Annotated in this window: 29 protein-coding genes; 16 read left to right on the top strand and 13 right to left on the bottom strand. The window is 67.6% G+C overall.

Annotation, left to right across the window (positions count from 1 at the left end; translation table 11 throughout):
• Window position 1 precedes the first annotated feature (1 nt).
• The 7 genes from ACOJTB_RS01105 to ACOJTB_RS01075 all read right to left on the bottom strand — a co-directional run bounded on the left by ACOJTB_RS01105 (window position 2) and on the right by ACOJTB_RS01075 (window position 7499).
• Complete coding sequence (locus tag ACOJTB_RS01105) at window positions 2-733, bottom strand: ABC transporter ATP-binding protein (protein WP_420100668.1); 732 nt, start codon at window positions 731-733, stop codon at window positions 2-4.
• A complete protein-coding gene (locus ACOJTB_RS01100; protein WP_420100667.1) occupies window positions 730-1599 on the bottom strand; it encodes an ABC transporter ATP-binding protein in 870 nt (289 codons plus the stop codon). Before ACOJTB_RS01100 ends, ACOJTB_RS01105 begins: the two co-directional genes overlap by 4 nt.
• Window positions 1599-2981 (bottom strand): high-affinity branched-chain amino acid ABC transporter permease LivM, encoded by a 1383-nt coding sequence (gene livM, locus ACOJTB_RS01095; RefSeq protein ID WP_420100666.1) that lies wholly within the window; start codon window positions 2979-2981, stop codon window positions 1599-1601. Before livM ends, ACOJTB_RS01100 begins: the two co-directional genes overlap by 1 nt.
• 4 nt (window positions 2982-2985) lie before the next feature.
• Window positions 2986-3909 carry an ABC transporter permease subunit gene (locus tag ACOJTB_RS01090; protein WP_420100665.1) on the bottom strand — a complete coding sequence of 308 codons (924 nt, stop codon included), beginning with the start codon at window positions 3907-3909 and terminating at the stop codon, window positions 2986-2988.
• A 298-nt stretch (window positions 3910-4207) separates the two neighbouring features.
• The gene (locus ACOJTB_RS01085; RefSeq protein WP_420100664.1) at window positions 4208-5218 is read right to left on the bottom strand and encodes a 4-hydroxyproline epimerase; all 1011 of its coding nucleotides are present in this window, start codon (window positions 5216-5218) and stop codon (window positions 4208-4210) included.
• A gap of 31 nt (window positions 5219-5249) precedes the next feature.
• Entirely contained in the window at window positions 5250-6482 is a 1233-nt protein-coding gene (locus ACOJTB_RS01080; RefSeq protein WP_420100663.1) for an NAD(P)/FAD-dependent oxidoreductase, read from the bottom strand.
• Window positions 6483-6596: 114 nt separating this feature from the next.
• Window positions 6597-7499, bottom strand: a complete 903-nt coding sequence (locus ACOJTB_RS01075) for a dihydrodipicolinate synthase family protein (RefSeq protein ID WP_420100662.1) — start codon at window positions 7497-7499, stop codon at window positions 6597-6599.
• Window positions 7500-7608: 109 nt separating this feature from the next.
• Here ACOJTB_RS01075 and ACOJTB_RS01070 point away from each other — a divergent pair, with 109 nt between their 5' ends.
• Together ACOJTB_RS01070 and ACOJTB_RS01065 are read left to right on the top strand one after the other, a co-directional pair.
• A complete protein-coding gene (locus ACOJTB_RS01070) occupies window positions 7609-8289 on the top strand; it encodes a GntR family transcriptional regulator (protein ID WP_420100661.1) in 681 nt (226 codons plus the stop codon).
• Window positions 8290-8381: 92 nt separating this feature from the next.
• Window positions 8382-8939 carry a flavin reductase family protein gene (locus ACOJTB_RS01065; RefSeq protein WP_420100660.1) on the top strand — a complete coding sequence of 186 codons (558 nt, stop codon included), beginning with the start codon at window positions 8382-8384 and terminating at the stop codon, window positions 8937-8939.
• A 5-nt stretch (window positions 8940-8944) separates the two neighbouring features.
• Here the strand turns inward: ACOJTB_RS01065 and ACOJTB_RS01060 are convergent, their stop codons facing one another.
• Genes ACOJTB_RS01060 through ACOJTB_RS01050 form a run of 3 tightly spaced genes read right to left on the bottom strand, consistent with a single transcriptional unit; the run spans window position 8945 to window position 11044 of the window.
• Window positions 8945-9337, bottom strand: a complete 393-nt coding sequence (locus tag ACOJTB_RS01060) for a carboxymuconolactone decarboxylase family protein (RefSeq protein ID WP_420100659.1) — start codon at window positions 9335-9337, stop codon at window positions 8945-8947.
• 16 nt (window positions 9338-9353) lie between these two features.
• Window positions 9354-9800 carry an aconitase X swivel domain-containing protein gene (locus tag ACOJTB_RS01055; protein WP_420100658.1) on the bottom strand — a complete coding sequence of 149 codons (447 nt, stop codon included), beginning with the start codon at window positions 9798-9800 and terminating at the stop codon, window positions 9354-9356.
• A complete protein-coding gene (locus tag ACOJTB_RS01050; protein WP_420100657.1) occupies window positions 9791-11044 on the bottom strand; it encodes an aconitase X in 1254 nt (417 codons plus the stop codon). The genes ACOJTB_RS01055 and ACOJTB_RS01050 overlap by 10 nt, the downstream gene beginning before the upstream one ends.
• A gap of 146 nt (window positions 11045-11190) precedes the next feature.
• On the opposite strand from ACOJTB_RS01050, the gene ACOJTB_RS01045 reads away from it, so the two are divergent.
• Complete coding sequence (locus tag ACOJTB_RS01045; RefSeq protein WP_420100656.1) at window positions 11191-11643, top strand: SRPBCC family protein; 453 nt, start codon at window positions 11191-11193, stop codon at window positions 11641-11643.
• Window positions 11644-11646: 3 nt separating this feature from the next.
• Here ACOJTB_RS01045 and ACOJTB_RS01040 read toward each other — a convergent pair whose 3' ends face one another.
• Complete coding sequence (locus ACOJTB_RS01040; protein WP_420100655.1) at window positions 11647-13005, bottom strand: methyl-accepting chemotaxis protein; 1359 nt, start codon at window positions 13003-13005, stop codon at window positions 11647-11649.
• A gap of 308 nt (window positions 13006-13313) precedes the next feature.
• On the opposite strand from ACOJTB_RS01040, the gene ACOJTB_RS01035 reads away from it, so the two are divergent.
• The 11 genes from ACOJTB_RS01035 (at window position 13314) to ACOJTB_RS00985 (ending at window position 23736) form a co-directional block, all read left to right on the top strand.
• Window positions 13314-13814: a (2Fe-2S)-binding protein gene (locus ACOJTB_RS01035; RefSeq protein WP_420100654.1), complete on the top strand. Its 501-nt coding sequence runs from the start codon at window positions 13314-13316 to the stop codon at window positions 13812-13814.
• Between the two features lie 109 nt (window positions 13815-13923).
• Window positions 13924-16287: a xanthine dehydrogenase family protein molybdopterin-binding subunit gene (locus ACOJTB_RS01030; RefSeq protein ID WP_420100653.1), complete on the top strand. Its 2364-nt coding sequence runs from the start codon at window positions 13924-13926 to the stop codon at window positions 16285-16287.
• Between the two features lie 17 nt (window positions 16288-16304).
• A complete protein-coding gene (locus tag ACOJTB_RS01025) occupies window positions 16305-17108 on the top strand; it encodes an FAD binding domain-containing protein (RefSeq protein ID WP_420100652.1) in 804 nt (267 codons plus the stop codon).
• Window positions 17109-17122: 14 nt separating this feature from the next.
• On the top strand, window positions 17123-17710 hold the full coding sequence (locus ACOJTB_RS01020; protein WP_420100651.1) for a LysE family translocator: 588 nt from the start codon (window positions 17123-17125) through the stop codon (window positions 17708-17710).
• Window positions 17711-17746: 36 nt separating this feature from the next.
• Complete coding sequence (locus ACOJTB_RS01015) at window positions 17747-18667, top strand: AAA family ATPase (protein ID WP_420100650.1); 921 nt, start codon at window positions 17747-17749, stop codon at window positions 18665-18667.
• A gap of 123 nt (window positions 18668-18790) precedes the next feature.
• Window positions 18791-19171 (top strand): nuclear transport factor 2 family protein, encoded by a 381-nt coding sequence (locus tag ACOJTB_RS01010; protein ID WP_420100649.1) that lies wholly within the window; start codon window positions 18791-18793, stop codon window positions 19169-19171.
• Complete coding sequence (locus tag ACOJTB_RS01005; RefSeq protein ID WP_420100648.1) at window positions 19168-20367, top strand: vWA domain-containing protein; 1200 nt, start codon at window positions 19168-19170, stop codon at window positions 20365-20367. The genes ACOJTB_RS01010 and ACOJTB_RS01005 overlap by 4 nt, the downstream gene beginning before the upstream one ends.
• Window positions 20368-20456: 89 nt before the next feature.
• Window positions 20457-20801: an XdhC family protein gene (locus tag ACOJTB_RS01000; RefSeq protein ID WP_420100647.1), complete on the top strand. Its 345-nt coding sequence runs from the start codon at window positions 20457-20459 to the stop codon at window positions 20799-20801.
• On the top strand, window positions 20801-21430 hold the full coding sequence (locus ACOJTB_RS00995) for a LysE family translocator (RefSeq protein ID WP_420100646.1): 630 nt from the start codon (window positions 20801-20803) through the stop codon (window positions 21428-21430). Before ACOJTB_RS01000 ends, ACOJTB_RS00995 begins: the two co-directional genes overlap by 1 nt.
• A 1-nt stretch (window position 21431) precedes the next feature.
• Entirely contained in the window at window positions 21432-22124 is a 693-nt protein-coding gene (locus ACOJTB_RS00990; RefSeq protein WP_420100645.1) for an XdhC family protein, read from the top strand.
• Window positions 22125-22134: 10 nt separating this feature from the next.
• Window positions 22135-23736, top strand: coding sequence for an NTP transferase domain-containing protein (locus tag ACOJTB_RS00985; RefSeq protein ID WP_420100644.1), 1602 nt, complete (start codon window positions 22135-22137; stop codon window positions 23734-23736).
• Between the two features lie 10 nt (window positions 23737-23746).
• On the opposite strand, the gene ACOJTB_RS00980 is transcribed toward ACOJTB_RS00985, so the two are convergent.
• Window positions 23747-24718: an omptin family outer membrane protease gene (locus ACOJTB_RS00980; RefSeq protein ID WP_420100643.1), complete on the bottom strand. Its 972-nt coding sequence runs from the start codon at window positions 24716-24718 to the stop codon at window positions 23747-23749.
• A gap of 88 nt (window positions 24719-24806) precedes the next feature.
• A complete protein-coding gene (gene bcsS / locus ACOJTB_RS00975; RefSeq protein WP_420100642.1) occupies window positions 24807-25544 on the bottom strand; it encodes a cellulose biosynthesis protein BcsS in 738 nt (245 codons plus the stop codon).
• A gap of 151 nt (window positions 25545-25695) precedes the next feature.
• Here bcsS and ACOJTB_RS00970 point away from each other — a divergent pair, with 151 nt between their 5' ends.
• Complete coding sequence (locus tag ACOJTB_RS00970) at window positions 25696-25965, top strand: usg protein (RefSeq protein ID WP_420100641.1); 270 nt, start codon at window positions 25696-25698, stop codon at window positions 25963-25965.
• A 240-nt stretch (window positions 25966-26205) separates the two neighbouring features.
• Window positions 26206-26793: an exopolysaccharide biosynthesis protein gene (locus ACOJTB_RS00965; protein ID WP_420100640.1), complete on the top strand. Its 588-nt coding sequence runs from the start codon at window positions 26206-26208 to the stop codon at window positions 26791-26793.
• Window positions 26794-26832 lie beyond the last annotated feature (39 nt).

The following is a 26832-nucleotide window of genomic DNA, read 5'->3' as shown; positions in this document are numbered from 1 at the left end:
GTCAGTGCCTCCCGCCTTCCAGATAGGCCGCCTGCACCTGCGGGTTGGCGAGTAGTTCCTTGCCCGTGCCGCTCATGGTGACGACGCCATTGACCATGACATAGCCGCGATGGGCGAGCTTCAGCGCATGGAAGGCGTTCTGCTCCACCAGGAAGACCGTGAGGCCCTCGCTGCGGTTGAGCTCGCGGATCGCCTCGAAGATCTGCTTCACGATCAGCGGAGCGAGGCCGAGCGAAGGCTCGTCCAGCAGCAGGAGCTTGGGCCGGGCCATCAGCGCGCGGGCGATCGCCACCATCTGCTGCTCACCGCCCGAGAGGGTGCCGCCGCGCTGCTGGAGACGCTCCTTCACTCGCGGAAAGAGCACGCACATGCGCTCGAGATCGTCGTCGAAATGAGCGAAGTTGTTCACTGCCGCGCCCATCTGAAGGTTCTCGTAGACGGTCATGCGCGGAAAGATACGGCGCCCTTCCGGCGATTGCGCGATGCCCAGGCGTGCGATCTCGTGGCTCGGCATCTTCGTGATGTCGCGCCCGTCATAGGTGATGGTGCCCTCGCGGGCCTGCGGATTGCCGAAGATCGTCATCATCAGCGTCGATTTGCCGGCGCCGTTGGCGCCGATCATGGTGACGATCTCTCCGGGATTCACATCGACATCGACGCCCTTCAGCGCGATGATCTTGCCGTAATAAGTCTTGACCCCGCGGACGGAGAGGAGAGGCTGGGGCGCAGTCACGAGATGCCGACCTCCGCTTCGACCTCTTCGACCTCCTCGTCATCGACGCCGAGATAGGCGGCGATGACCTTCGGGTCGGCCTGGACCTCGGCCGGCGTGCCGTCCGCGATCTTGGTGCCGTAGTCGAGCACCACGACATGGTCCGAAATTTCCATCACCACCGACATGTCGTGCTCGATCAGCAGCAGGGCCGTGCCGAGATCCTTGCGGATCGAGAGCAGCAGTTCGTTGAGATCCAGGCTCTCGCGCGGGTTGAGGCCGGCGGCCGGCTCGTCGAGGCAGAGCAGCACGGGGTCGGTACACATCGCCCGCGCGATTTCCAGCCGGCGCTGGTCGCCATAGGGCAGATCGGCGGCCGGATCGTCGGCGCGGTGGGTGAGGTTGATCTTGTCCAGCCAGAACTTGGCCTTCTCGATCGCCTGCTTCTCACGCGCCTTGTAGCCGGAGGTGCCGAGCACGCCCAGGATCGAGAAGCCGGAGGCCAGCATCAGCGGGTTGTGCTGGGCGATCAGTAGATTTTCCAGCACCGTCATGCCGCCGAAGAGGCGGATGTTCTGGAAGGTGCGGGCGACCTTGGCCTTCCAGGAAATGCGGAAGTCCGGCATGCGCTCCAGCAGATGGCTCGTGCCATCATCCTGCGTCAGCGTGATCATGCCCTGGGTCGGCTTGTAGAAGCCGGTGATGCAGTTGAACACGGTCGTCTTGCCGGCTCCGTTGGGGCCGATCAGCGCGGTGATCTCGCCCTTGCGGGCCTCGAAGGAGAGATCGTTGACGGCGGTGAGGCCGCCGAAGCGCATGGTGACATGCTCGATCTGGAGCAACGGCCTGCCGTGAGCCGGCAGGGGGGAGGGAGCGGCGGCGCTCATCAGCCATGGCCCTCCTGCACGAGATCGGCCGAGATCTGTTTCTTCTCCTTCAGGAAGACGGTCGGCTCGCGGGTCGAGATCAGGCCGCGCGGCTTCCAGATCATGATCACGACCATGGCGAAGCCGAAGATCAGCATGCGGTATTTGGTCGGGTCGAAATCGGCGCCGAAGATCGCCTTCATCCATTCCAGCTCGCGCAGCAGCTCGGTGCCGCCGATCATCACGATGGCGGCGATGGCGACGCCCCAGAGCGAGCCCATGCCGCCGAGCACGACGATGGCGAGGATGACCGCCGATTCCATGAAGGTGAAGGATTCGGGGCTGATGAAGCCCTGGCGGGCCGAGAAGAAGGCGCCGGCGAAGCCGCCGAACATGGCGCCCAGCGCGAAGGCCGTGAGCTTGGTGTTCGTGGTGTTGATGCCGAGCGAGCGGCAGGCGATCTCGTCCTCGCGCAGCGCCTCCCAGGCGCGCCCGACCGGCAGGCGGCGCAGCCTCAGCGTGACGAAGGCGGTCAGCAGGGCGAGGCAGAGAATGAGGTAATAGAGGAAGATGGTCCGGTAGAGCGGCGAGAATTCCAGCCCGAAGACCGCGGCAAAGCCGGTGTCGCTGGCGTTGAAGGGAATGCCGAAGAAGGTCGGGCGCGGAATGCCCGAGATGCCGGCATAGCCGTTCGAGAACTCGGTCCAGTTGATCAGGACGAGGCGGATGATCTCGCCGAAGGCCAGCGTCACGATGGCGAGATAGTCGCCGCGAAGCCGCAGGACGGGGAAGCCCAGCAGCATGCCCCAGAAGGCGGCGAGGATGCCGGCCAGCGGCAGGAGGATCCAGAAGGACAGCCCGAAATTCTTGGCGAGCAGCGCATAGGAATAGGCGCCGACCGCATAGAAGGCGACGTAGCCCAGATCGAGCAGGCCGGCGAGGCCGACGACGATGTTCAGCCCCCAGCCGAGCATGACGTAGATCAGGATCTGCACGCCGAAATTATCGACCCATTTCAGCGCGCCGCCCCAGCCGGCGAGGCTGATCGCGATGGCGGGAAACGCGGCGAGGAAGCCGAGGCCGAAGAGCGAGAACAGCTTCGAATGGCGCTGGAAGAAGGCGATGGTGCCATGTGGCAGCAGGCGGATCGCGGGCTTGTTGCTGCCGGCCTTCTGCTGCTGGCGCAGCGCGACGAGGAAGCGGCCGACGAAGACGATGGCGACCGCCCAGGCCACCGCGTCCCAGCGCGGGTCCAGAACCAGGACATTGTCCATGTTCTGGCGGGTGCCCCAGGCGATGATCGGAATGCAGAGGCCGAGCGTGACGAGGGCGGCGAAGCCGGCCTCCTTCAGCGCCGCCTTCAGGTCGAGGCCGGCGGGTTTGGCGGATGCTGCCGTGGCCATGGCGTCAGACCTTCTCGACTTCCGGCCGGCCGAGAATGCCCGAGGGCATGAAGACCAGCACGATGGCGAGGATGCAGAAGGCGGCGACGTCCTTGTAGTCGATGGTGAAATAGGCCGACCACATCACCTCGATCAGGCCGATCAGCAGTCCGCCGAGCACGGCGCCGGGAAGGGACCCGATGCCGCCCAGCACCGCCGCGGTGAAGGCCTTTACGCCCGGCGTGAAGCCGTCCGAGAAGTTCACCACGCCGTAGAGCACAAGATACATCACGCCCGCGACGGCCGCGAGCGCGGCGCCCATCACGAAGGTGATCGAGATGGTGCGGTCGACATCGATGCCGAGCAGGGCAGCCATCTTGCGGTCCTGCTCGCAGGCGCGCTGGGCGCGGCCGAGAGGCGTCTTCTGCACGATGTACCAGAAGGCGGCGAGGAGCACGGCGGTCGTCAGCATGATGACGATCTGCTTGTAGGAGATCTGCACCGAATAGGTCGTGCTCTCGATCAGCGTGATCGACTTGTTCAGGAGCGGGGGGATCGACTTGTTGCGCGGGCCCTGCACGACCTGCACGAAATTCATCAGGAAGATCGACATGCCGATGGCCGAGATCAGCGGCGCGAGGCGGAACGAGCCGCGCAGCGGCCGATAGGCGACGCGCTCGATCGTCCAGTTCCACAGCGAGGTGAAGAACATCGCCAAGCCCAGCACCACGATCAGCGCCAGCATCACCATCCCGGCGCCGGTGCCGACGACGGCCGTGACCAGCATGAAGAAGATCAGGGCGATGAAGGCCGAGAGCATGAAGATGTCGCCATGGGCGAAATTCACCATGCCGATGATGCCGAAGACCATCGTGTAGCCGATGGCGATGAGACCGTAGATCGATCCCAGTGTCAGCCCGTTGATGAGCTGCTGGAGAAACACTTCCATGGAAGACGCCGACCCCTCGATGTCGCTCCCGTTCTCGTCACCGGCATGAGGCCGGCGCATGCGGGATACGATTGTGTTGCAGAGCTACCAATGGTTCTCACCGCCGACAATCTCCCCCTCCCGGGGTTCTGTCAAAATCAAACTGACGGGAATTGCCTTTCTATTGTGCAGAAATTTCGGGTTGACGGCGCGGTTTTCGCGCAACCTGATCACGTCCCGGGCCGCGCTGCGGCGTAGTCGGTAAGCGTCGGCTGCGCCGTGCATTTCGGCGTTTTCCGGCGGGGCATGCGGCGGCGGATCAGCCCCGGTCGGCGAGCTGGAAGCCGTGGGCGAGCGGGTCGCGATCATCGATGAAGATCGTGTTGTAGCCCGTCATTCGGGCCCAGCCCTCAATCGAAGGTATGATGCCGGGGAAGGGTCCGACCTGCGCCGTGGCCTCGACCCGACCGCGGAACAGCGTGCCGATGATGCTCTCATGGACGAAGTCCTCGCCCACGGCGAGCTTCCCCTGCGCCGCCCATTGCGCCATGCGCGAAGAGGTGCCTGTGCCGCAGGGCGAGCGATCCAGCGCCTTGTCGCCGTAGAAGACGGCATTGCGGGCATGGGCCTCGGGATGGGTCGGCGCGCCCGTCCAGAGGACGTGCGAGAGGCCCTTGATCGCGGCGTTCTCCGGGTGGACGAAATCGTATTTCGCGTTGAGCGCGGCGCGCAGCTTCGGGCTCCAGCGCAGCAGGTCGGAGGGGTTGACCTCGGCGATGTCGCGGATTGCGTCCTGCGGATCGACGATCGCGTAGAAATTGCCGCCATAGGCGACATCGATGACGACTTCGCCGAGGCCCTCGACCTGGGCCGTCAGGCCCGTGGCGTGCAGATAGGAGGCGATGTTGGTGATGCGGACGGCGTCCACATAGGGGCCGTTGCGGGTATAGCGCGCGGTGACCAGGCCTGCGGGCGTGTCGATCTTCAGGATGCCGTCCTCGCGCGGCGTCACCAGCCCGCGCTCCAGCGCCATGGTGACTGTGCCGATGGTGCCGTGCCCGCACATGGGCAGGCAGCCGGAGGTCTCGATGAAGAGAAAGGCGATGTCGGCATCAGGCCGCGTCGGCGGATAGAGGATCGCGCCGGACATCATGTCATGGCCGCGCGGCTCGAACATCAGGCCGGTGCGGATCCAGTCGTATTCCGCCAGAAAATGCGCGCGCTTTTCGACCATGTTCGCACCCTGCAAAGGCGGGGCGCCGCCGGCGACGAGCCGTACCGGATTGCCGCAGGTGTGGCCGTCGACGCAGAAGAAGGTGTGGGTCGCCATGGGCTTGTGTCCGTCTTCTCGGAAACTGATTCTAGAAGCGCCGCGGGCTGAAGGGCGCGATGTCGATGGGCGGGCGCCGGCCCGCCACCAAGGCCGCGACGATGTCGGCGGTCGCGTGCGACTGGGTCATGCCGTAATGCCCATGGCCGAAGGCGTAGACCACCTGCGGGCTGCGCCGCGCCTTGCCGATGACGGGCAGCGAGTCCGGGATCGAGGGGCGAAAGCCCATCCAGGTCCGGCCGCTCTCGAAAGCCGGCAGGCCGGTGACGAGGCTGCTCGCCTTGTCGTAGAGCCGGCGGGTGCGGGCGTGATTGGGCGGAGCATCGAGGCCGCCGAACTCCACAGCGCCGCCGATGCGCAGCCCGGAATCGAGCGGCGTCGCGACGAAGCCGTGCCCCTCGAAGGCGACGGGGCGCGAGAAGAGCCCGGTCACACCGGGAAAGCTGACATTGTAGCCGCGTTCGGTATCGAGCGGCACATCGTCGCCAAGCGCCTTCGCCAACGGCCTGGACCATGCGCCCGCCGCGATGACGACACGGTCGCAGCTCTGGCGCCAGCCATGGCTCGCTTCCAGCGCCGGCTGCTCGCCGGGCAGGATGCGTTCGATGCCGACGCGCTCGAACTGCGCGCCGCGCTCCAAAGCCGCCTCGAACAGAGCGAGGGTGAGCTCCAGCGGATCGCTGATATGGGCGGTGTCAGGGTGGTGCGCCGCGCCGAGGAAGCGTGGCGACAGGGCCGGCTCCAGCGCGCGCAGCGCTTGCCCGTCGATCATCTCGACGCGGATGCCCAGAGCGTTCTGCCGCTTCACCAGTTCGGTCGCCGCCGCCATCGCCCCGGCATCGGTGAAGGCGTAGAGCCCGCCCTTGCGATGGATGAGATGGCCGAGGCGCGCCTGTTCGGCCCGCGCGAGCCAGGCGGGCAGGGCCAGCCGCTGCAAGGCCGCCAGGCCGGAAATCGAGCGTTCGTAAGGGCCGGGGCGGGAGGCGAGAACGAAGCGCGCGAGCCAGGGCAGCAGCTTCGGAAGATAGGCAGGGCGGATGCTGAGCGGCCCCAGAGGGTCGGCCAGGAATTTCGGCACCTGCCGCAGGATCTTCGGGCTCGCGATCGGCAGGATGTCGGTGTGGGCGATCCAGCCGGCATTGCCGCGCGAGGGGCCGAAGGCCGGTCCCTCGCGGTCGATCAGCAGAACCTCATGGCCCTCGTCCAGCAGCGCGTGGGCGATGGCGACGCCGACGATCCCCGCTCCGACGATGGCGACCTTCACGCCGCCGCTCCGCGCCGCCTCGGCCCTGCGCCGGCCCGATCTACGCCGCCGCGCCTCGGCGCAGGGTCGGTCGCGGTGCGGGCGAGGCGGGCAGGGGCCAAGGGCGGTTTCCTCTCAGAGCTTCGGCAGGGCCGGGCGCTTGGCGTTGGCCTGCTCGACGATCGCGGTGATGCGCGCGCGCTCGGCGCCTTCCAGCGCGATGCGCGGCGCACGGCAGCGATCATTGGAGCCGATCGCGACCGCTTCGACCAGCTTGATGTTCTGCACCAGGCGGGTCGAGACGTCGAGGTCGAGCAGCGGGCGGAACCAGCGATAGATCGCGATCGCCTCGGCCATGCGGCCGGCCTTGGCGAGTTCGTAGATCGCAACCGTCTCGGCCGGATAGGCGACGACGAGGCCGGCGACCCAGCCATCGGCACCCAGCGCCAGGCTTTCCAGTGCGAGGTTGTCGACACCGGTCAGCACCGCGAAGCGATCGCCGCAGAGCGACTTGATCTCGCTGATGCGGCGCACATCGTCGGAGGATTCCTTGATGGCGGTGAAGAGCGGCTCGTCGCCCATATCGGCAAGCATCGCCGGCGGGATGTCGACGCCATAGCCGACCGGGTTGTTGTAGATCATCACCGGAAGGCCGCCGGCCTTGGCGACCGTGCGGTAATGCGCCTGCGTCTCGCGCGGCTCGGATTTGTAGGGGATGCCCGGCAGCACCATGAAGCCGTCCGCGCCGGCTTTCGCACCATCCTCCGCCAGCTTGCAGGCATTGCGGGTCGAGCTCTGCGCCACCGTCAGCAGCACCGGCACCTTGCCCTCGGCGACGCGGATCGCGGTCTTCAGGACCTCGATCTTCTCCTCCGGCTCCAGCGTCGAGGCTTCGCCCAGCGAGCCAGCGACGATGAGGCCATGCACGCCGGCATCGAGCTGGAACTTGAAGCAGCGCTCCATCTCGGCGATGTCGAGCTTGTCATCGGCCGTGAACTTGGTCGTCACGGCGGGCAGGACGCCCGTCCACTTGGTCATGGGATGCTCCTGTTGCACAGTCGGTGCGGGATCGCGCATTAAGGTTACGCGCTTCTAGGGTGTTTGATATATCAGTGTTGGCGCAGGGTCAAGCGCATCGGGGGGCCGGATGGAGGACGAGGCGGAAAAGGGCGGGCCGGCACGCGCCGGCGGGGCGCTGAGCCAGGCCGAAACCGCGTATCGCCGGCTCGAGGAAGCCATCGTCACCCTGGAACTGGAGCCGGGCTCGGCCCTGACCGAGGCCCAGCTGATCGCCTTCGTCAGGCTCGGCCGCACGCCGGTGCGCGAGGCGCTGATCCGGCTCGCCCAGCACGGCATGGTCGACATCCTGCCGCGCAAGGGCGTCGTCGTCGCGGCGATCAACGCCATCGACGTCATGGCGGCGCTGGATGCGCGCGAAGCGCTCGAAAGGCTCGTTGTCTGCGATGCGGCCCGGCGCGGGAGCCCGGCCGAGCGCATCGCCATCATTGACCTCGCCAAGGCGATGCGCGCGGCCGCCGAGCGCGGCGACGCCGCCGCCTATATGCGGCTCGACAAGCAGCTCGATGCGGCGGTGGCCGCCGCTGCGCGCAGCCCTTACGCCTCCCGCGCCGTCGAGCCCCTGCAGGCGCTGATCCGCCGGGCCTGGTATCATTTCGAGCGGCAGGACGATCTCGTTCCGGCCGCGGGCTTCCACGCGGCACTAGCGCAGGCGATCGCGACCGCCGACGTGCCGGCGGCAGCGCGGGCCAGCGATACGCTGATGGCGCATTTGCGCGAGGGACTGCTGGCCACGCTGACGCGGCTCTGAGCCTGGTTGATATATCTGTAAGGCGCGCTTGCGGCGGCAATGGCCTCACGCGCAGGTGGCGCCGCGGCGCCGAAAGCCCTACATCTCGTCGCATGGCAGCGCGCCGCCTGCGCGGCATGCCGGCCGAGGTCATGACGAAGACGGTCCATCCTATGCCGCCCGACATCGACGAATCCGCGGGGCCGGTGTTCCGCGAGGCGATGGCGCAGGTGGCGAGCGCCGTCCATCTCGTCACCACCACGACGGAGGCCGGCCGGTTCGGGCTGACCGCCACGGCGTTCTCATCGGTGTCGGATGCGCCGCCGACCGTGCTGGTCTGCGTGGCGCGGACGAGTCGTACCCTGGCCTCCATCCTCGAAAGCGGGATCTTCTGCGTCAACACGCTGGCGGCCGACGACGTCGAACTCGCCGAAATCTTCGCCAGCCGGCGCGGCATTCTCGGCGAGGAGCGCTTCGCGACACGGCGCTGGGCCGGGCTGGCCACGGGCGCCCCGGTGCTCGAAACGGCGCTGGCGGCCTTCGACTGCCGGCTGGTTGCGACGCATGACATCGCCAGCCACCGGGTCCTCATCGGAGAGGTCGCGGCCCTGGGCGGGCAAGGTGCGGGAGCCAGTCTGATCTACCGCCGGCGCCGGTTCGAGTCGGTCTGAGTGCGTCAGGCCGGCTTGTCGGCGTCGATCTCCGCGAAGACGGCCGCCGCTTCCTTATAGGCGTGGTTCGCTGCCGGCACGCCGGCATAGACGCCGACCTGGATCAGGAGCTCGGCGATCTCGTCGCGCGTCAGCCCGTTGTTGAGCGCGCCGCGGACATGGATGCGGAACTCGCCCCAGGCGCCCAGCGCCGATGAAACCGAGAGCACGATGACCGAGCGGGTGCGCCGATCGAGGCCCGGGCGGTTCCAGATGTCGTTCCAGGCCGTGCGGGTGATGAAGGCCTGAAAGTCGCGGTTGAAATCGGTGACGCCCTGCGTGGCCTTGTCGACATAGGCTTCGCCGAGCACGGCCCGGCGGGTCTTCATGCCGGCATCGTAACGAGACTGGTCGTCCATGGTGATCCTCCCGGGGTCAGAGCCCGCCAGTCATGGACCGGTCGCCGGGCTCCTCGTCAAGCGCGATGGCGCCGTCCGCCATGATGCGCAGGGGCTTTGCGTCCAGCTCTGCCTGAAGCGCGGCAGCGAGGCGGAAGGCAGGCGGGCAAGGCCAGCCCATCTCGCGAGCCACCACGAGTCCGAGCAGCAGGATCGCATCCGGCTGGTCGAGCAGCAGGGCCGCCGGCGCGCGGCCGGCATGGACCAGTTCGAGGAGGACCGCCGAGGCGGATGATGAGCCAATGGTGCCGGGGAGCGCCAGCACCGTGCCGGCGATGTTGCGTCCGCGATCGGGATGGCGAGCGTCGATGATCGTGCCGGTGGCGGGATCGACGCCGCCCCAGAAACTGATCGGTGCGCGCAAGGCGAGGCCGAGCCCGCGCGAGGCGGCGCCGGGGATGAGCGGTTCGGCGATCAGTGCCATGCGCGCGCCTCCCGCTTCACCCGCCCGGCGACGGCGCTCTCGACGCATTCGGCCAGCGAGCCGTAGACGACCGCATAGCCAGTGTTTCCCGGCGCGTAATGGGCGAACTTGCCCGAATTCGTCATCAGCACCGCGCCCGCCATCTCCGGCAGGATCGGGGTGACGACGACGCAGGTATCGGCGACGAAGACGACGCCTCGGGTCTCCAGCGCCCGGCGTTGGCCGGCGGGCAAGGCCGCCAGGACATGCCGGCCGGTGTTGGCATAGATCGGGCGGGCCAGCGTTCTGCCGCCGATCAGCCGCTCCAGGGCCTCGACCTCCGCCACAGACAGATGGGGCGAGCCGATCGCGACCGCGTCGATGCGGTCGCCGGCGATGGTCGAGAGCGAGGCGAGCGTGGCGGCGATGTCCTGCGGCGAGACGATGATCGTTTCTTGCGGTGGCTCCGCGCCCAGTGCCGTCGCCACGTCCGGCGCTTCCGGCGTGACCCCGGCGACGTGGAACAGCCCGACACCGCCCGCCGAAGCCGCCGCGGCGCCCAGCGCCTTCAGCCGGTCCTCGTCTGTGCAGCCCTGCAGGCCCTGGATGACGGCGATCGCGCTGCCGGCGCGCCGGCCCAGCAATGTGCCCAGCACCGGATAGAACACATCCGAGCGGCGCAATGGCACCGAGAGGCCGGAGATGTCGAGAAGGAGGCGCGCGCGCCGGTTCTCGGGCCGATGCAGGCCGTAATCCGGCGCCCGGCCGGAGATCGCGCAGGCGATGTCGAGAAAATCGCCGTAACGGTTCGTGCGCGCGCCGAGGACCGAGTTGCAGAACACGACGGCATTGGATTCGCCCCAGGCGACATCCGTGCCGCGTGCCGGCCGGTGCCCCGCCTGATAAGGCGCACAAGTCCAGCTGGGCTCGCAGCCCATCGCCTCATAGGCGCGCATCATCCGGCGGGCCATCTCGTGCTGGTGCGGGGGCAGCCGCACGGCGGCGCAGCCGGAGGGCGTCAGGGAGCCGACGTTGAGCGTCGCGCGCACGGCGGTTCGGGCGCCGCCGGCCACAAGGCTTTCGGCGAACAGCGTGCCGGAATCGCCGTGATAGAGCGCGCCGTCGATATGGGCGGAGGCGACCGGCAGCAGACGAGGCGCCCCCATCAGACGGGCCGCTTCGGCGACGATCCGCATCGCCATCGCCGCTCCCTGGCCGGCCTCACCCGCCGCGACGGCGGCCTCCCGGGCTGTCAGTTCGAGCATGGTGCCTCGTGCTGGGGCCGCATTCCGGCTGCGCCGTCGCCTCTTGTGAATCGGCTTGGTTTGCGAGCATGGATAGGCTTTCTGGATAACGCCCGCACGAGACCGGCTGCAAGCAGCACCCGCGGGGGACAGGATGGAGACGCGCCATGGCGATGACGATGAGCGGCGAGGCGACCCTGCCGGCGGGCAAGGAGGTCGTCTGGGCGAAGCTGAACGACCCCGAGGTGCTGAAGGCCTGCATTCCCGGCTGCGACCAGCTGGTGAAGGAGGACGACACGCATCTGTCCGCCGTGGTGAAGGTCAAGCTCGGCCCGGTGAAGGCGACCTTCAAGGGCAAGGTCGAGCTGGCCGATCTCGATCCGCCGAACGGCTATCGCATTCAGGGCGAGGGGGAGGGCGGCATCGCCGGTTTCGCCAAGGGCGGGGCGAAGGTCATGCTGTCCGACGCCGAAGCCGGGCAGACCTTGCTGCGCTACGAGGTGGAGGCGCAGGTCGGCGGCAAGCTGATGCAGCTCGGCTCGCGGCTGATCGATTCGGTGTCGAAGAAGCTGGCCGACGAGTTCTTCGCCAATTTCGCCAAGGCGGTCAGCGAAGGCTGACCGTCAGGACGCTTCCCGCAGGGCCCGCAAGGTGCCGGCGACGGTCTTTTCGGCGGAGCGTACACGCGCTGCGATGTCGTCGGCCGCCGCATGGGCGCGCTCCATGGCCTGCGCGGTCTGGTCGAGGCCGCTGCTGACCGCGGTGGCGCGCTCGATCGCGATGTCCGAGCTATGCGCCACGGCGGCGGCATCCTGTGCGATGGCCGAGGTGACCGCGCTCTGCTGCGACACCGCTTCGGAAATCGCTTCGGAATCCAGACGGATTTCGCTGATGGTCGTCGAGATCGAATGCGCGTGAACCCCGCAGGCCTCCGCGCTGGCCTTCAGCTCAGCGATCTGGCCGGCGATGTCGCTGGTCGCGGTGGCGGTCTGGGTGGCGAGCGATTTCACCTCCGCCGCGACGATCGCGAAGCCGCGCCCCGCTTCACCGGCGCGAGCGGCTTCGATCGTGGCGTTCAGCGCGAGCAGATTGGTCTGGGCCGCGATATCGGCGATCATCCCGACGACGGCCCCGATGCTGCCGGTCGCATGCTGCAGGCGCGCCACGACCTGGTTCATCTGGTCGGCATCCGCGACGGCGCGCTGGGCGACCACGAGGCTGGTATGGGCCCGCTGGCCGATTTCGGCGATGTTGGCCGACATCTCCTCGGTCGCGGAGGCCGTCTGCACGGATTTCTCGCGCACCAGCATGGAGGCGTTTGCGACCTCGCCGAGCGCGCCGCGAATGAAGTCCGTCGCCTGGACCGTTTCCTCGGCGGTGGTGCCGAACTGGCCGGCCGCGACCGCGATGTCGCTCTCCAGCGCGCTCATATGGCTGCCCAGTTCCTGCGTGGTCTGGTGCAGGATCCTGGCGCGCTGGCCGGCCTGATGCGCCCTGACCTCATCGGAAATGCTGACCGCGGTGGTGACGTCGAAGGTCAGGACCCGCTCCACGAGGTGGAGTTCTGCGGCCAGGCGCTTGGGCTGCAGGGCCTGCCGCAGCCATGACGCCCGGGCGATGCGCTGCATCAACGCCATCGCGATCGACACGCGCGGTTTGGGCCCCAGGCCGGCCCGCAGTTCCAGCAAGCAGAGATCCTCCGCCGAAGCGATGTAGTCGGCCGCGAAGTGTCCGGCGAAGACGAGGCGCAGATGCGACTTCTCGCGGGTCCGCAACTCGTCCCGCAATTCTTCGATCTTCCGCGCAATCGTCGGATTGATGATCCGCGCGCGCTCGAAGTCGGCCTCGACCAGTTCGTCGATGTATCGCTCGGCGATTGGTGCGTAGCTGGCTAATATATGTCTGCGCGGCTCGTCCCAACCGATGGTGGCGAGCCGGTTGCGGATTTGCTCTGCCGTCGACAGCGGAGGGCGATCTGGCACGGTGTTCATCCCTGATTCTGACGAAGCGTAAGGCCGCCCTCTTAAAAATCTGGAAATGGGAATGGGTCTCCGCACGTTCCGGTTGTGTCCTCGGCACGTTTTTGCAGGGCTGCCAAAAAGTGCTCAAACCGATGCGAAATCGGGCCCCACCGAAATGCGCCACGCGCTTGACCCCGCGATTTGGCGGGTCCACATTCGATTTAGTGCTGTTCCAGACAGTTCCTGCTCCGAGGCACCGTGGCGGAATCGGGACGGTATCCGGACGTCAGCAGCCGGGCGGCAGATCCGGAGCGAGGGAGGGTTAAGACATGGCCACCATTTCCATGACAGTGAACGGCAAGCCGGTGACGGCCAATGCCGAGCCGCGCACGCTGCTGGTGCAGTTCCTGCGCGAAAATCTCCGGCTGACGGGCACGCATGTCGGCTGCGACACCAGCCAGTGCGGCGCCTGCGTCGTGCATCTCGACGGCAAGGCGGTGAAGTCCTGCACCACGCTCGCCATTGCCTGCGAGGGCATGTCGGTGACGACGATCGAGGGGCTCGCCGAGGGCGACGTGCTGCATCCGATGCAGGAGGCCTTCCGCGAGCATCACGGTCTCCAGTGCGGCTACTGCACCCCCGGCATGATCATGGCCGCCGTCGATATGGTGAACCGTCGCGGCCATGCGCTCGACGAGAAGACCATCCGCGAGGATCTCGAAGGCAATATCTGCCGCTGCACCGGCTACCACAACATCGTGAAGGCCGTGGCAGCCGGCGCCGAAGCGATGGGCAAGGGCGCGGCGCCCGTCCAGGCCGCCGCCGAGTAAGAGCGTTCCGCCGCTGGTCGCCGATGCGGCGCTCGGCGCTGCATCAGGGTCCGGCTCCCCGACTTCATGGTTCTTAACGCCCGCAAAGAGGCGTTCTGGAGGGAACACCATGTCAGCCACCGGAATCGGCGCCGCAGTCCGGCGCAAGGAAGACCACCGCTTCATCACCGGCCAGGGCCGCTATACCGACGACGTCAACCGCCCGGGCCAGGCCCATGCCTATTTCTTGCGCTCGCCGCATGCGCATGCGCGGATCAAGAGCATCGACACGGGCATGGCGGCCGGAATGCCGGGCGTGCTCGGCATCTTCACCGGGGCCGATCTGACCGCCGACAAGATCGGTGGGCTGATCTGCGGCTGGATGATCCACAACAAGGACGGCTCGCCGATGCGCGCCGGCCCGCATCCGGCGCTGGCCGTGGGCAAGGTGCGCTATGTCGGCGACCATGTCGCGGTCGTGGTGGCCGAGACGCTGGCGCAGGCCAAGGACGCCGCCGAGGTGATCGCCGTCGATTACGAGGAGCTGCCGGCCGTGGTCGATACGGGCTCGGCGGCCGGCGCGACAAGCGTCGTCCATGACGAGGCGCCGGACAACACGGTCTTCAACTGGCATCTGGGCAACAAGGATGCCACGGAAGCTGCGTTCAAGGCCGCCACCCATGTGACCAGGCTCGATCTCGTCAACAACCGCCTCGTCCCGAACGCCATGGAGCCGCGGGCGGCGGTGGGCGATTACGATGCCGGCGACGGTATCTTCACGCTCTACACGACGAGCCAGAACCCGCATGTGGCGCGCCTCGTGCTCTCGGCCTTCATCGGCATCGCGCCGGAGAACAAGCTGCGGGTGATCGCACCGGATGTCGGCGGCGGCTTCGGCTCCAAGATCTTCATCTATGCCGAGGAGACGGTCTGCGTCTGGGCGGCCAAGAAGGTCGGGCGGCCGGTGAAATGGACCGCCGACCGCACCGAGGCCTTCCTCTCGGACGCGCATGGGCGCGACCATGTCACCCATGCCGAGCTGGCCACCGATGCCAACGGCAGAATCCTCGGCCTGAAGGTCCATACCACCGCCAATCTCGGCGCCTATCTCTCGACCTTCTCCTCCTCGGTGCCGACCTATCTCTATGCACCGCTGCTCTCGGGGCAGTACGACATTCCCGCGATCTATTGCGAGGTCGATGCGGTCTACACCAACACCGCGCCGGTCGATGCCTATCGCGGCGCCGGGCGGCCGGAGGCGACCTTCGTGATCGAGCGGCTGATCGAAGTCACGGCCCGCCAGCTCGGCAAGGATCCGGCGAAGTTCCGCATGCAGAACTACGTCAAGAGCTTCCCGCATCAGACGCCGGTCATCATGATGTACGATGCCGGCGACTACGGCGCCTCGATGAAGAAGGCGCTGGAGATGATCGACTACAAGGGCTTTCCGAAGCGCAAGCGCGACTCGGCCCGCAACGGCAAGCTGCGCGGCTTCGGCTTCTCCTCCTATATCGAGGCCTGCGGAATCGCGCCCTCCGCGGCGGTGGGCTCGCTCGGCGCCGGCGTCGGCCTGTGGGAATCGGCGGAGATCCGGGTCAATCCGGTCGGCACGGTCGAGGTGCTGACCGGCTCGCATAGCCATGGCCAGGGCCATGAGACGACCTTCGCGCAGCTCGTCAGCGACCGGCTCGGCATTCCGATCGACAATGTCTCGATCGTCCATGGCGATACCGACAAGGTGCAGATGGGCATGGGCACCTATGGCTCGCGCTCCGGCGCGGTCGGCATGTCGGCGATCTTCAAGGCGCTCGACAAGGTGATCGCGAAGGGCAAGAAGGTCGCCGCCCATGTGCTGGAGGCCGACGAGGCGGATATCGACTTTGCCGACGGGCATTTCTCGGTGAAGGGAACCGATCGCAAGCTCGATTTCGGCTCCTGCGCGCTTCAGGCCTATATCGCGCACAAGTTCAACGGGCAGGAGCTCGAGCCGGGGCTGAAGGAGGGGGCGTTCTACGACCCGACCAATTTCACCTTCCCGGCCGGCGTCCATATCTGCGAGCTCGAGATCGACCCGCAGACCGGCGTCACCACGATCGAGCGCTGGGCGGCGGTGGATGATTTCGGCAATATCATCAACCCGATGATCGTCGAGGGTCAGGTCCATGGCGGCATCGCCCAGGGCGTCGGCCAGGCCCTGCTGGAAGGGGCGCGCTACACGGCCGACGGCCAACTCGTCACCGCAAGCTTCATGGATTACTGCATGCCGCGCGCCGACGACCTGCCGTCCTTCGATGTCGGGATGACCGTCACGCCGTGCCCTTCCAACCCGCTCGGGATCAAGGGCTGCGGGGAGGCGGGCGCCATCGCGTCGCCCCCGGCGGTGATCAACGCCATCACCGACGCGCTCGGCCATGAGGACATCGCGATGCCGGCGACGCCGCAGGCCGTTTGGCGCGCCGCGCAGAAGTCGATCAGCCGCCTGGCGGCAGAGTGAGCTGAGGGGACAGGACCATGTACGCTTTCACATATCACAAGCCGACCAGCGCCCGGCAGGCCGCGACGCTTCTCTCCAAGAAGGAGGATGCCAAGCTCATCGCGGGCGGGCACACGCTCCTGCCGACGATGAAGCAGCGGCTGGCCGCGCCGACCGCGCTGATCGATCTCGGCGCCTGCGCGGATCTCAAGGGCATCGCCCGCAAGGGCCGCACCATCGTCATCGGCGCGATGACGACCCATGCCGAGGTCGCGGCCTCGCCGGAGGTGCAGGAGGCCATTCCGGCGCTCGCCTATCTCGCCGGGCATATCGGCGATCCGCATGTGCGCCATCGCGGCACGATCGGCGGCTCGGTCGCCAATAACGACCCGGCCGCGGATTATCCCTCCGCGCTGCTGGCGCTAGGGGCGATGGTCGTCACCAACAAGCGCAAGCTCTCGCCCGAAGAGTTCTTCACCGGGCTCTACGAGACCGCGCTGGAGGAGGGGGAGATCGTCACCCGCGTGATCTTCCCGGTGGTGTCGAAGGCCGGCTACGCCAAGTTCCGCAATCCGGCCTCGCGTTATGCAATGGTCGGCGTGTTCGTCGCCAAGCGCGGGCCGGAGGTGCGCGTGGCGGTCACCGGCGCCGGCGCCAATGGCGTCTTCCGCTGGGCGGAGGCGGAGGCTGCGCTGAAGGCCCGCTTCGCGCCGAAGTCGCTGGATGGGCTGAAGCATGGCGCCGAGGGCATCAATGGCGACATGCATGCCGATCCAGATTACCGCGCCCATCTGATCGGCGTGATGGCCAAGCAGGCCGTGGCGCAGGCGGTGGGGAAGTAAGTTCCGCCACAACGGTGCGCTTCTGGGAGTTCGTCTTCACGGCGCTGGTTTCGGAGGTCACACCAGGGCCCAACATGGGCTATCTGGTGGCGCTGAGCCTCGCTCAGGGGCGCCGCGCCGGCCTCGCAGCCGTAGCCGGTGTCGCGCTCGGTCTGGCTTTGCTCGGATGCGCCACCGCTTTCGGCATGGGCCTGTTGAGCGAGGCCGTCCCCGGCTTGGCGCTCGCGCTGCGCTGGTGCGGGGTCCTCTATCTGCTCTGGCTCGCCTTTGATTCCTGGCGAGATGACCAAGCGGATGGAAGGGCGGATATGGCGGTGTCCTTCCGGCGTGGCCTCGTCACCAACCTGCTGAACCCCAAGGCCGCGATCTTCTATGTCGCAGTGATCCCGCTCTTCCTGCCGACACCGGCGAGCCAACAGCAGGTTCTGTTTCTGACGGCGGTGTTCGTGGCGATCGCCACGGCGGTTCATGCCGTGCTGGTCCTGTGCGCCAGCAAGGTGCGGGCTCTGCTCTTCCATCCGGATCGCGAGCGTGCGATCCGTCGCTGTGCCGCGCTCAGCATGGCTGCGGTTGCACTGTGGTTTGCCTGGTCGACGCGATGAGCCGAGCCCGGGCGCCTCTGTCAGGACCATTCGTCGATGCTTGAAACCCGCTCGCTCCCCGGCTCCATCGACGACACCCTCGCGCTGCTGCAAGCCCAGGGCTATGTGGCCGACCGCCCGCTCGCGACGGTGCTGTTTCTCGCGCTGAGGATGAAGCGGCCGCTGCTGCTGGAGGGCGAGGCGGGGACGGGCAAGACCGAGATCGCGAAGGTGCTCGCCGCCGGGCTTGGGCGCCGGCTGATCCGCCTGCAATGCTATGAGGGGCTCGATCTCGCCTCCGCGGTCTATGAATGGAACTATGCTGGGCAGATGATGGCGATCCGCCTCGCGGAAGCCGGCGGGGCGGCGGCGGATCGTGACCGGCTGGAGGGCGATATCTTCTCCGAGAAATATCTCGTCAAGCGGCCCCTGCTGCAGGCGCTGGAGCCGCAGGAGGGCGGGGCGCCGATCCTGCTGATCGACGAACTCGACCGGACGGACGAGGCTTTCGAGGCGTTTCTGCTCGAGGTGCTGGCCGATGCCCAAGTGACGATCCCGGAGCTGGGCACGATCAGGGCGGCAGAGCCGCCGATCGTGATCCTGACCTCGAACCGCACCCGCGAAATCCATGACGCGCTCAAGCGCCGCTGCCTCTATCATTGGGTCGATTATCCGGATGCGCCGCGCGAACTCGCTATCCTGAAGGCCAAGGTTCCGGATGCGCCGGGCAAGCTGTCCAAGCAGGTGGTGTCCTTCGTGCAGGCGATCCGCAAGGAGGAGCTGTTCAAGGCGCCCGGTGTCGCCGAAACGCTGGATTGGGCGACGGCGCTGGTCGAACTCGATGCGGTGGCGCTCGACCCGGCGCTGGTCTCCGATACGCTGGGCGCGCTGCTGAAGTACCAGGACGATATCCAGGCGATGCAGGGCTCGAAGGTGAAGGGACTGCTCGACGAGGCCAAGGCCGAGGCTGGGCGCTAGAAGCCCTGCCGGCTTCGGCGCTTGATCCTGGTCATGGCGGATACGGCCTCGCTCGGCCAAGGCTGAGGCTGCGGCGCGTCGGATTGGATCGAGCCGGGAACACGTTCAGGGAAGGGCAGAGCGATGAATGCTGACATCAAGGCGGTCGAGGCGACGGTCCGAACCTATCTGGACGGGCTCTATGAGGGCGATGCCGACAAGCTTTCGCATGTCTTCCACCCGAGCAGCGCGCTGACGACGGCGCGCGAGGACGGAACGATCCAGATCGTCACGCGCGACGAATGGCTGAAGCTCGTCCGCAACCGTCCCTCGCCGCATGCGGCCGGGCTGCATCGCGAGGACCATATCCTGACGCTGGACCTCGTCGGGCCGACGCTCGCCCTGGTGAAGGTGAAGTGCCAGATGCCGCCGCGTTACTTCACCGATCTGCTCAGCCTGCTGAAGATCGAGAGCCGCTGGCAGATCGTCCAGAAGGTCTTCATGACGGAGACGGCCGGCTCGTGACCGGAAAGCTTTCGGAAAACGTCGCCTATTTCGCCCGGGCGCTGCGGGGCGCGGGGTTGCCGGTCGGGCCGGGCGCCGTTGCCGAGGCAGTCGAGGCGCTGGGGGCCGGGGCGCTGGGCGGGCGCGACGACGTTTACTGGACGCTGCATGCGATCTTCGTGAAGAAGCACGAGGACAGCGCGGTCTATGACCAGGCCTTCGGGCTGTTCTGGCGCCGCCGCAACCTGATCGAGAAGATCATGGCGCAGATGTCGCCGGCCTCGCCGGCAGTGCCCAACGAGCCCCAGAAGGCGCAGGCCGGGGCTCTGCGCGTGGCCGAGGCCTTCGCGCCGCCGCCGCGCGCCGACGAGACGCCGCGCGAACTGACGGAGCTGACAGCTCGGCTTACCGTCTCCGATCGCGAAACGCTGAAATCGCGCGATTTCGCGCAGATGAGCGCAACCGAGATCGCGCGCGCCAAGCAGCTGATGGCGGAGCTGAGATTGCCGGAGGATCGGGTCGTCACCCGCCGCTTCGTGGCAGCCTCCCGCGGCGAGCGGATCGATCCGCGACGCACCTTCCGGCGTTCGCTGCGCGGAGGGGGCGGCTCGATCAATCTCGCTTTCCGCGAGCGTCGGCAGGTGCATCCGCCGATCGTCGCGCTCGTCGATATCTCGGGGTCGATGGCGGAGTATTCGCGCATCTTCCTGCATTTCCTGCACGCGCTAACGGAAAAGCGGCAGCGCGTGCAGTCCTTCGTCTTCGGGACGCGGCTGACCAACGTCACCCGCATGCTCAAGGCCCGCGATCCTGACGAGGCTCTGGCGCTCGCTGGCAAGGCCGCGCCCGATTGGGAGGGCGGCACGCGCATCGCCACCGCCCTGCATGACTTCAACCGAATCTGGTCGCGGCGGGTGCTGGCGGGTGGGGCGGTCGTGCTGCTGTTCACCGACGGGCTGGAGCGGCATCTCGACGACGAGCTCGGTTTCGAGATGGACCGGCTGCACCGCTCCTGTCGACAACTCGTCTGGCTCAACCCGCTGCTGCGCTACGACGCCTTTGCGGCGCGCGCCAGCGGGATCAGGGCGATGCTGCCGCATGTCGATTCCTTCCGGCCCATCCACAACCTCGCGGCGATGGCCGATCTCTGCGCGGCGCTTTCGCGCGACGCAGGGCGGGAGAGCGATCCGCGCCTGTGGTTGAAGCGCGCCGGGTGAGGCATGATATGGCTCGATGCAGCCCTCATCCTGAGGAGCGAACGCCGCTGCGCGGCTCCTCAGGACGGGGGCTGGGGGAGGCTCCGGTCATGATCAGCACAGACACCGACATCCTGCGCGCGGCCGAGGATTGGTCGCGGGCCGGCCGGGGCGTCGCGGTTGCGACGGTGGTCGAGACCTGGGGCTCGGCGCCGCGGCCGGTGGGCTCCCATCTCGTCATCGACGCGGAAGGCAACTTTCTCGGCTCGGTCTCGGGCGGCTGCGTCGAGGGGGCGGTGGTGTCGGAGGCGGTGGACGTCATTGCAGACGGCCAGCCGCGCATGCTGGAATTCGGTGTCGCCGACGAGACCGCCTGGAAGGTCGGGCTCTCCTGCGGCGGGCGCATCAGGGTCTATGTCGAGCCGGTGAGAAACGGCGCGGGGGCGCAAGGCTGATGGCAACCTGGGAAACCCTGCTGGCCTTCGCGACGGTGACGATCCTCGTCGCCTATTTTCCGGGGCCGGCGCTGCTCTACACCGCCGCGCAGACGATCAGCCATGGCCGCAAAGCCGGCCTGATGGCGATGCTCGGCATTCATCTGGGCTGCTATGTGCATGTGCTGGCGGCGGCCTTCGGCCTCTCGGCCGTGTTCAAGCATGTGCCGGAACTCTACATGGCGGTGAAGATCGCCGGCGCGCTCTACCTGATCTGGATCGGCATCGGCATGATCCGCTCGCGGCTGAGCGCAGTCGACCAGCCGGTCGCGCCGCCCAAGACGGTCAAGCGGGCGCTGATGGATTCCTTCATCGTCGAGGTCCTCAACCCGAAGGTGGCGCTGTTCTTCATCGCGCTGCTGCCGCAGTTCGTCGACCCGGCCGGGTCGCTGCCGGTCTGGGTGCAGTTCCTGATCCTGGGAACGCTGGTGAATTTCGCCTTCTCCTCTGCCGATCTCGTCACCGTGTTCGGCGCGTCTTTCGTCGTCGGAGCGATGAAGAAGACGAAAGCCGGCTTTGCGCTGGGCCGCTGGATCGGCGGCTCGATGATGATCGCGCTCGGGCTCAAGCTCGCGACGGATCGGGGCTGAGATGGAGCTTTCCCTTCTCTCGGCACTCAATGCCGAACGGCAGGCCCGCCGCGCCGCCATCCTCGTCACGGATATCGCCAGCGGCGCTCAGCGCCTCGTGCGCCAGCACGAGATCGACGCCGACCCGCTCGCGCTTCCGCTCGACAGGCAGCTGCGCATGGGCAAAAGCGGCATGGTGGAGGTGGAGGGCGCGTCCCTCTTCCTGACCGTGCAGGCGCCGCATCCGCGCATCGTGCTCACGGGCGCAGTGCATATCTCGCAGGCGATGGCGCCGATGGCCAAGGAACTCGATCTCGACCTCGTCATCATCGACCCGCGTACGGCTTTCGCGACGCCGGAACGCTTTCCGGGCGTGACGCTGTTGCCGGAATGGCCGGACGAGGCGCTGCCCCGCGTCGGGCTCGACGGCTACACCGCCTTCGTCGCGTTGACGCATGATCCGAAGATCGACGATCCGGGGCTGACGGCCGCGCTGCGCTCGGACTGTTTCTATGTCGGCGCGCTCGGCAGCCGGAAGACGCATGGCAAGCGGCTGGAGCGGCTCTCTGCGGCCGGGTTCGACGAGGCGGCGCTGGCGCGTATCCATGCGCCGATCGGGCTCGATATCGGAGCGGTCTCGCCCGCCGAGATCGCGCTCGCGATCCTCGCGGAGATCGTATCGACGCTGCGCGGCCCACGCCGCAAGCCGGCTTGAGCTTCCGGGCATGAAGTTCGGCACGGTCCCGGTCGGAGAGGCGGTCGGCGCGGTCGCGGCCCACAGCATCAGGGCCGGCGCAATCAGCCTGCGAAAGGGCGCGACCGTGACCGACGCGATCGCGGCTGGGCTCGCCGAGGCGGGCGTCGCCGAGATCGTCGCGGTTCGGCTCGAGCCCGGAGACGTGGACGAGAACGCGGCGGCCGAAAGGCTCGCTTCGCGGCTGTCCGGCTCCTTCATCCGCGCCGAAAAGCCCTTCACCGGCCGGGTGAATCTTTTCGCTCAAGCGGCCGGTGTCCTGCGGATCGACGTCGCTGCGATCGACGCCTTCAACTCAGTGGACGAGGCGATCACCGTCGCGACGCTGCCGGCGCTGAAGGCGGTGGTGGAGGGCGAACTCGTCGCCACCGTCAAGATCATTCCCTATGCGGTGCCTCAGGAACAGGTGGAGCGGGCGATCGCGGCGCTGAACGCTGATGCAGCGGTCTCCGTCGCGCCCTATCGAGCGACCAAGGTCGCGGTGATCTCGACCCTGCTGCCGGGCCTGAAGCCGAGCGTCGTCGATAAGACGCTGCGGGTGATGCGGGAACGGCTGCAGCCGGCACAGGCCCTGCTCAGCGCCGATGATCGTGTGCCGCATGAAGCGGGGCCGTTGGCGCAGGCCATCGCGAAGCATGCCGACGGGGAGGCTGGCATCATCGTCGTCTTCGGCGCCTCTGCGATCACTGACCGGCGAGACGTCATTCCGCAGGCGCTCGTCGAGGCGGGGGGCAGCGTCGCGCATCTGGGCATGCCGGTCGACCCCGGTAATCTGCTGATGCTGGGGGAGATCGCCGGGAAGCCGGTGATCGGCGCACCGGGCTGCGCCCGTTCGCCGAAGGAGAACAGTTTCGACTGGGTGTTGCAGCGGCATCTGGCCGGCATCCCGGTGACGCGCGCAGATGCGCAGCGCATGGGCGTCGGCGGGTTGCTGATGGAGATCGTCTCGCGTCCGCAGCCGCGTCTGCCGGGCGCCGGGACGCCTCGGCTGCCGGCCGGCATCGTGCTCGCCGCCGGGCGCTCGACGCGGATGGGGCCGGACAACAAGCTGCTGCAGAACCTGCGCGGCAAGCCGATCCTGCGCCATGCGGTGGAGGCGCAACTCGCGGCCGGGCTCGATCCCGTCATCGTCGTCACCGGCCACCAGCGGGAGCAGGTCGAGGCGGTGCTCGTCGGCCTGCCGGTGACCTGCGTGCATAACCGCGATTATGCGGAGGGGCTCTCCAGCTCTCTGCGCGCAGGCGTGGCGGCGTTGCCGGCGCAGGCGCCTGCCGTCCTCGTCTCGCTCGGCGACATGCCCAATGTCACGGCGCAGGTCATCGAGGGGCTGGTCGAGGGCTTCGCGCAGCGGCCGGAGGCGCTGGCGGTGGTGCCGACGCTGCTCGGAAACCGGGGCAATCCGGTGCTGCTCGCGCGGGACCTGTTCCCGGCGGTGACATTGCTGAGTGGGGATCGCGGGGCGCGGCGGCTGCTGGAGGAGGCGGGAGACCGCGTCGTCGAGATCGCTTTCGACGATCCCGCTATTGCGCTCGATGTCGATACGCCGGAGGCGCTGCGGGCTCTGCGCGACTGAGCCAGCCGCGTCAGATCTTGCCCTTAACGCCCAGCGTCAGGTTGACCGTCTGCGAATCCGCGCCGGAGCTCGGCCGGGGAATGCGATAATAGGCCCCGTTCGCCGCATCATAGATGCGCGTATTGCCCTTGGCTTCGGAGTATCGCGTGTAATCGGCCCGGCCGACCAGCGAGAAGTTCGGAGTCAGCTGGTATTCGACCGCCAGATTGGCGCCGACCATGGCGGTGGGAGTGAAGCGCCCGTTGAAGGAGGTGTAACGCAGCCCGTGATAGTCCTGATCGCGGCCGAAGGTGATCGGGCTGCCATAAAACTCCGTCGAGACGTTGAAGCGGTCGCCACGGAAATAGGCGCCGAAGCCGAGATAAGGCGTATCCCAGACCTGGCGATAGGCGATGCCCATGACGCCCGGATCGAAGCTGCCGGCCACGTCCCGATAGCCGTAGACCGAGTAGATGTAATCGCCGCCATAGGCGCGATGCTTGATGTCATAATGGCGGTAGCCGGCAAGGGCGGAGAACGCCATGTCGCCGCTGTCCAGAAGGAGGTAGGACAGGCTGATATCGCCCTGCCAGGCCTTGCCGACGCGGGTATCGGGATGGGTGGACTGGTGCGACCAGGAATCCTTGCCGAAATAGCCGTAGAGCCAGTCGCGGTCCGTCATGTCGCCGTCGCCGGAGACGGCCGCCCAGAGGCTGCCCCGCAGGGTGACGCTCTCCAGCGGCCTGACCGCGAGGCGGCCACCGACAGTGGTGGCGTTGCTCTTCCAGTCGAGCTGGCTGAGCTTTTCGCCGCTGGTCGGATCATAGACCAGTTCCGTCGCCTTGCCGCGCAGGATGCCGATCGAGGGGGTAAAGCTGACGATCTCGCCGGAAGGCGCGGGAGCGGCGAGGGAGGCGGAATCGAACAGGCCCTGCGCGCTCGCAGGCTGGGTCGCCGCGGCCAGCGCCAGACCCAGCGCAGGCCATCCGAATCGATGCAGCATCATCAGCTCCCTTGATGCCCGCAGTAGAGCCGCGTGCCCTCAAGGAAGGGTTAACCATGATGTTGCGGCGCTTTCGGCGCCTTGATCGTCAGTGCAGCCAATGGGCGCCGAGCGAGGCATAGAGTTGCGGGGCGCGTGCCGTCGACCGCTCCCACCCGCCCGACAGCCGCCATTCGACGCCGAGCAGCCGCAGCCCGGTGAGATGGGCGCCCAGCCGCAGCTTGCTGTAGTCTTTCTCCCGATAGCCCTCGATTTCCGGGCCGAGATAGACATTCCACGGGATCTGCCAGCCGGTCGCGAGCCGGCCCCAGACCCGGCCGTTCAGCGATGAAACGGACGCGCCGGCCTGGACCATCATCCCCTCGACCGGGTTCGACCAGAGATCGGCCTGGATGCGGCCGCCATAGCGCGTCAGCGGGGTGGACACGCCGAAGGGCCCGCGCGCCTGGACAGATTCGCCGTCCGACCCGGCATAGAGCGCGACGAAGGTGCTTCCGAGGCGCCACTCATAGCCGAGCATGGCCTGGCTTTCGGCCTTGACCAGCGTTCCGCGCGGGGAAGCCCGCCGCAGCGGCTCTCGCGAGGCCCCGGATTTCACGAAGAGACGAAAGCCGCTCTGGGCGAGCCCGCCGCCGATGGCCCGCTTTAAGCCGAGCGATCCGAACGTCTTCTGCGGCCCGGCCTCCATCGAGCCGAAGATGACGAGCGAGACGGGCGAAGGCTCGCGCTCGGCGTCATCGTCTTCCGCGCAGGCGGGCGCCAGCGGCAGGCTCGCCAATGCCAGTGCCAGCCCGGCTTTCGCGAGCCCGGCCCATCGATACGCCACGCCACACTCCCCGACGCGCCGAACCCGGCGCCCCTGCCGACCCGCCAAATTCAACAGCCTGCTCGCGAGTTGGCAAGCCTTTGTTAACCAGACGGGCGCAGCCTGACGGAATGTCGGCTAAGCTTTCATCGCGTGGAAGAAGGAGTTGGCAATGGTTTCGGAGGATTTCATCCGGCAGCTCGAAGGATACGGCCTGACCACGGCCACGATCCTCTACCGCATCCCGGATCACCGCAGCGTTCTGCAAACCTATATCTGGCAGCAATACGATCTCGCGCCGCGCTTCCCCATCCTGCAGAAATTCCTGGATTTCTGGCGCCGCGAGCTCGAGGGCCCGCTGCATTCGGTGACGATCGCCCATGCGCGGCTGCTGAAGCCCGCCGAGATCAGAACCGTCAACGGCGTCCTGACGCTGCACTGAGCGGCTGGCGCGGCCGAGCCTTGCTCCGGCCTGTTGCCGCGGTTTCGCCGGGCGCGCTTGTTGCGGGCGCCGGGGACATGCTAGAGCGCAGGCCTGCGGGGCGCGTCGCGCGCCCGTTCGTTCATGCGTTTCCAGCGAGGGTCAGGGCGGATGTCGCGATCGATCGGAATGATCGGCGCCGATTCGGCCCTCACCGGGCGGACGCTCATCCTGGCACGGCCCTAGCGTTTGTCCTTCCCGTTGCGCACATCGGGCCTGCTGAGGGCCCTCGACCAGTTGCCGGGGGAGCGGATCGCCGTCGGCACGATCGTCGCGGCCTTGCAGGACCGCGCCTATGCGCTCTTGGTCGTGCTCCTCGGCCTGCCGAACTGCCTGCCGATGCCTCCGCCGATTCCGCTGGTGTGCGGGCTCGTTCTGGCCTTCGTCGGGCTGCAGATGCTGTTCGGCCGTGGGCTGCCCTGGCTGCCCCAGGCGCTGCTCTCGCGCAGCATCGCCAAGCCGGACCTGACGCGGGCGATCGGCCGGGCGCTGCCGCCGCTCGTCTGGCTGGAGCGCTTCTCCAAGCCGCGGCTCACGGTGCTGGGGGGGCGCCATGCCATGCCCGTGCTGGGGTTGCTGATCCTGGTCCTCGCCCTCGGGCTGATCGTGGCCGCCCCCTTCATCGGCCAGATTCCGCTGGGCGTCGCGGTGTGCCTCGTCGGGCTCGGCCTCGTCGAGCGGGACGGGGTGCTCATCATCGCCGGGGCCGGCGTGGGCGCCATCGGCCTCGCGCTCAGCGCCGGCTTCGCCTACGCCATCTTCAGCGGCATCCACGAATTGCTGTTCTGAGGCGACGCGCGCTTTTCCCGACGGCAGCCGGTTAATCGA

Origin of the sequence: Allobosea sp. (assembly GCF_048595345.1) — a bacterium.
Classification (GTDB): domain Bacteria; phylum Pseudomonadota; class Alphaproteobacteria; order Rhizobiales; family Beijerinckiaceae; genus Allobosea.
This window is presented reverse-complemented; position numbering and strand designations above follow the sequence as displayed.

Excerpts from the sequence above, each read along its gene's own strand:
- livM (WP_420100666.1), bottom strand. The coding sequence starts at position 2,981 with ATGGCCACGGCAGCATCCGCCAAACCCGCCGGCCTCGACCTGAAGGCG.
- ACOJTB_RS00995 (WP_420100646.1), top strand. The coding sequence starts at position 20,801 with ATGGCAACCTGGGAAACCCTGCTGGCCTTCGCGACGGTGACGATCCTC.
- ACOJTB_RS00990 (WP_420100645.1), top strand. The coding sequence starts at position 21,432 with ATGGAGCTTTCCCTTCTCTCGGCACTCAATGCCGAACGGCAGGCCCGC.
- ACOJTB_RS01055 (WP_420100658.1), bottom strand. The coding sequence starts at position 9,800 with ATGGCACTGATCGCCGAACCGCTCATCCCCGGCGCCGCCTCGCGCGGG.
- ACOJTB_RS01085 (WP_420100664.1), bottom strand. The coding sequence starts at position 5,218 with ATGGCGACCCACACCTTCTTCTGCGTCGACGGCCACACCTGCGGCAAT.
- ACOJTB_RS01015 (WP_420100650.1), top strand. The coding sequence starts at position 17,747 with ATGCTTGAAACCCGCTCGCTCCCCGGCTCCATCGACGACACCCTCGCG.
- ACOJTB_RS01065 (WP_420100660.1), top strand. The coding sequence starts at position 8,382 with ATGGCAGCGCGCCGCCTGCGCGGCATGCCGGCCGAGGTCATGACGAAG.
- ACOJTB_RS01070 (WP_420100661.1), top strand. The coding sequence starts at position 7,609 with ATGGAGGACGAGGCGGAAAAGGGCGGGCCGGCACGCGCCGGCGGGGCG.
- ACOJTB_RS01060 (WP_420100659.1), bottom strand. The coding sequence starts at position 9,337 with ATGGACGACCAGTCTCGTTACGATGCCGGCATGAAGACCCGCCGGGCC.
- ACOJTB_RS01030 (WP_420100653.1), top strand. The coding sequence starts at position 13,924 with ATGTCAGCCACCGGAATCGGCGCCGCAGTCCGGCGCAAGGAAGACCAC.
- ACOJTB_RS01050 (WP_420100657.1), bottom strand. The coding sequence starts at position 11,044 with ATGCTCGAACTGACAGCCCGGGAGGCCGCCGTCGCGGCGGGTGAGGCC.
- ACOJTB_RS01090 (WP_420100665.1), bottom strand. The coding sequence starts at position 3,909 with ATGGAAGTGTTTCTCCAGCAGCTCATCAACGGGCTGACACTGGGATCG.
- ACOJTB_RS00985 (WP_420100644.1), top strand. The coding sequence starts at position 22,135 with ATGAAGTTCGGCACGGTCCCGGTCGGAGAGGCGGTCGGCGCGGTCGCG.
- ACOJTB_RS01045 (WP_420100656.1), top strand. The coding sequence starts at position 11,191 with ATGGCGATGACGATGAGCGGCGAGGCGACCCTGCCGGCGGGCAAGGAG.
- ACOJTB_RS01100 (WP_420100667.1), bottom strand. The coding sequence starts at position 1,599 with ATGAGCGCCGCCGCTCCCTCCCCCCTGCCGGCTCACGGCAGGCCGTTG.
- ACOJTB_RS01000 (WP_420100647.1), top strand. The coding sequence starts at position 20,457 with ATGATCAGCACAGACACCGACATCCTGCGCGCGGCCGAGGATTGGTCG.
- ACOJTB_RS01075 (WP_420100662.1), bottom strand. The coding sequence starts at position 7,499 with ATGACCAAGTGGACGGGCGTCCTGCCCGCCGTGACGACCAAGTTCACG.
- ACOJTB_RS00970 (WP_420100641.1), top strand. The coding sequence starts at position 25,696 with ATGGTTTCGGAGGATTTCATCCGGCAGCTCGAAGGATACGGCCTGACC.
- ACOJTB_RS01035 (WP_420100654.1), top strand. The coding sequence starts at position 13,314 with ATGGCCACCATTTCCATGACAGTGAACGGCAAGCCGGTGACGGCCAAT.
- ACOJTB_RS00980 (WP_420100643.1), bottom strand. The coding sequence starts at position 24,718 with ATGCTGCATCGATTCGGATGGCCTGCGCTGGGTCTGGCGCTGGCCGCG.
- ACOJTB_RS01010 (WP_420100649.1), top strand. The coding sequence starts at position 18,791 with ATGAATGCTGACATCAAGGCGGTCGAGGCGACGGTCCGAACCTATCTG.
- ACOJTB_RS01025 (WP_420100652.1), top strand. The coding sequence starts at position 16,305 with ATGTACGCTTTCACATATCACAAGCCGACCAGCGCCCGGCAGGCCGCG.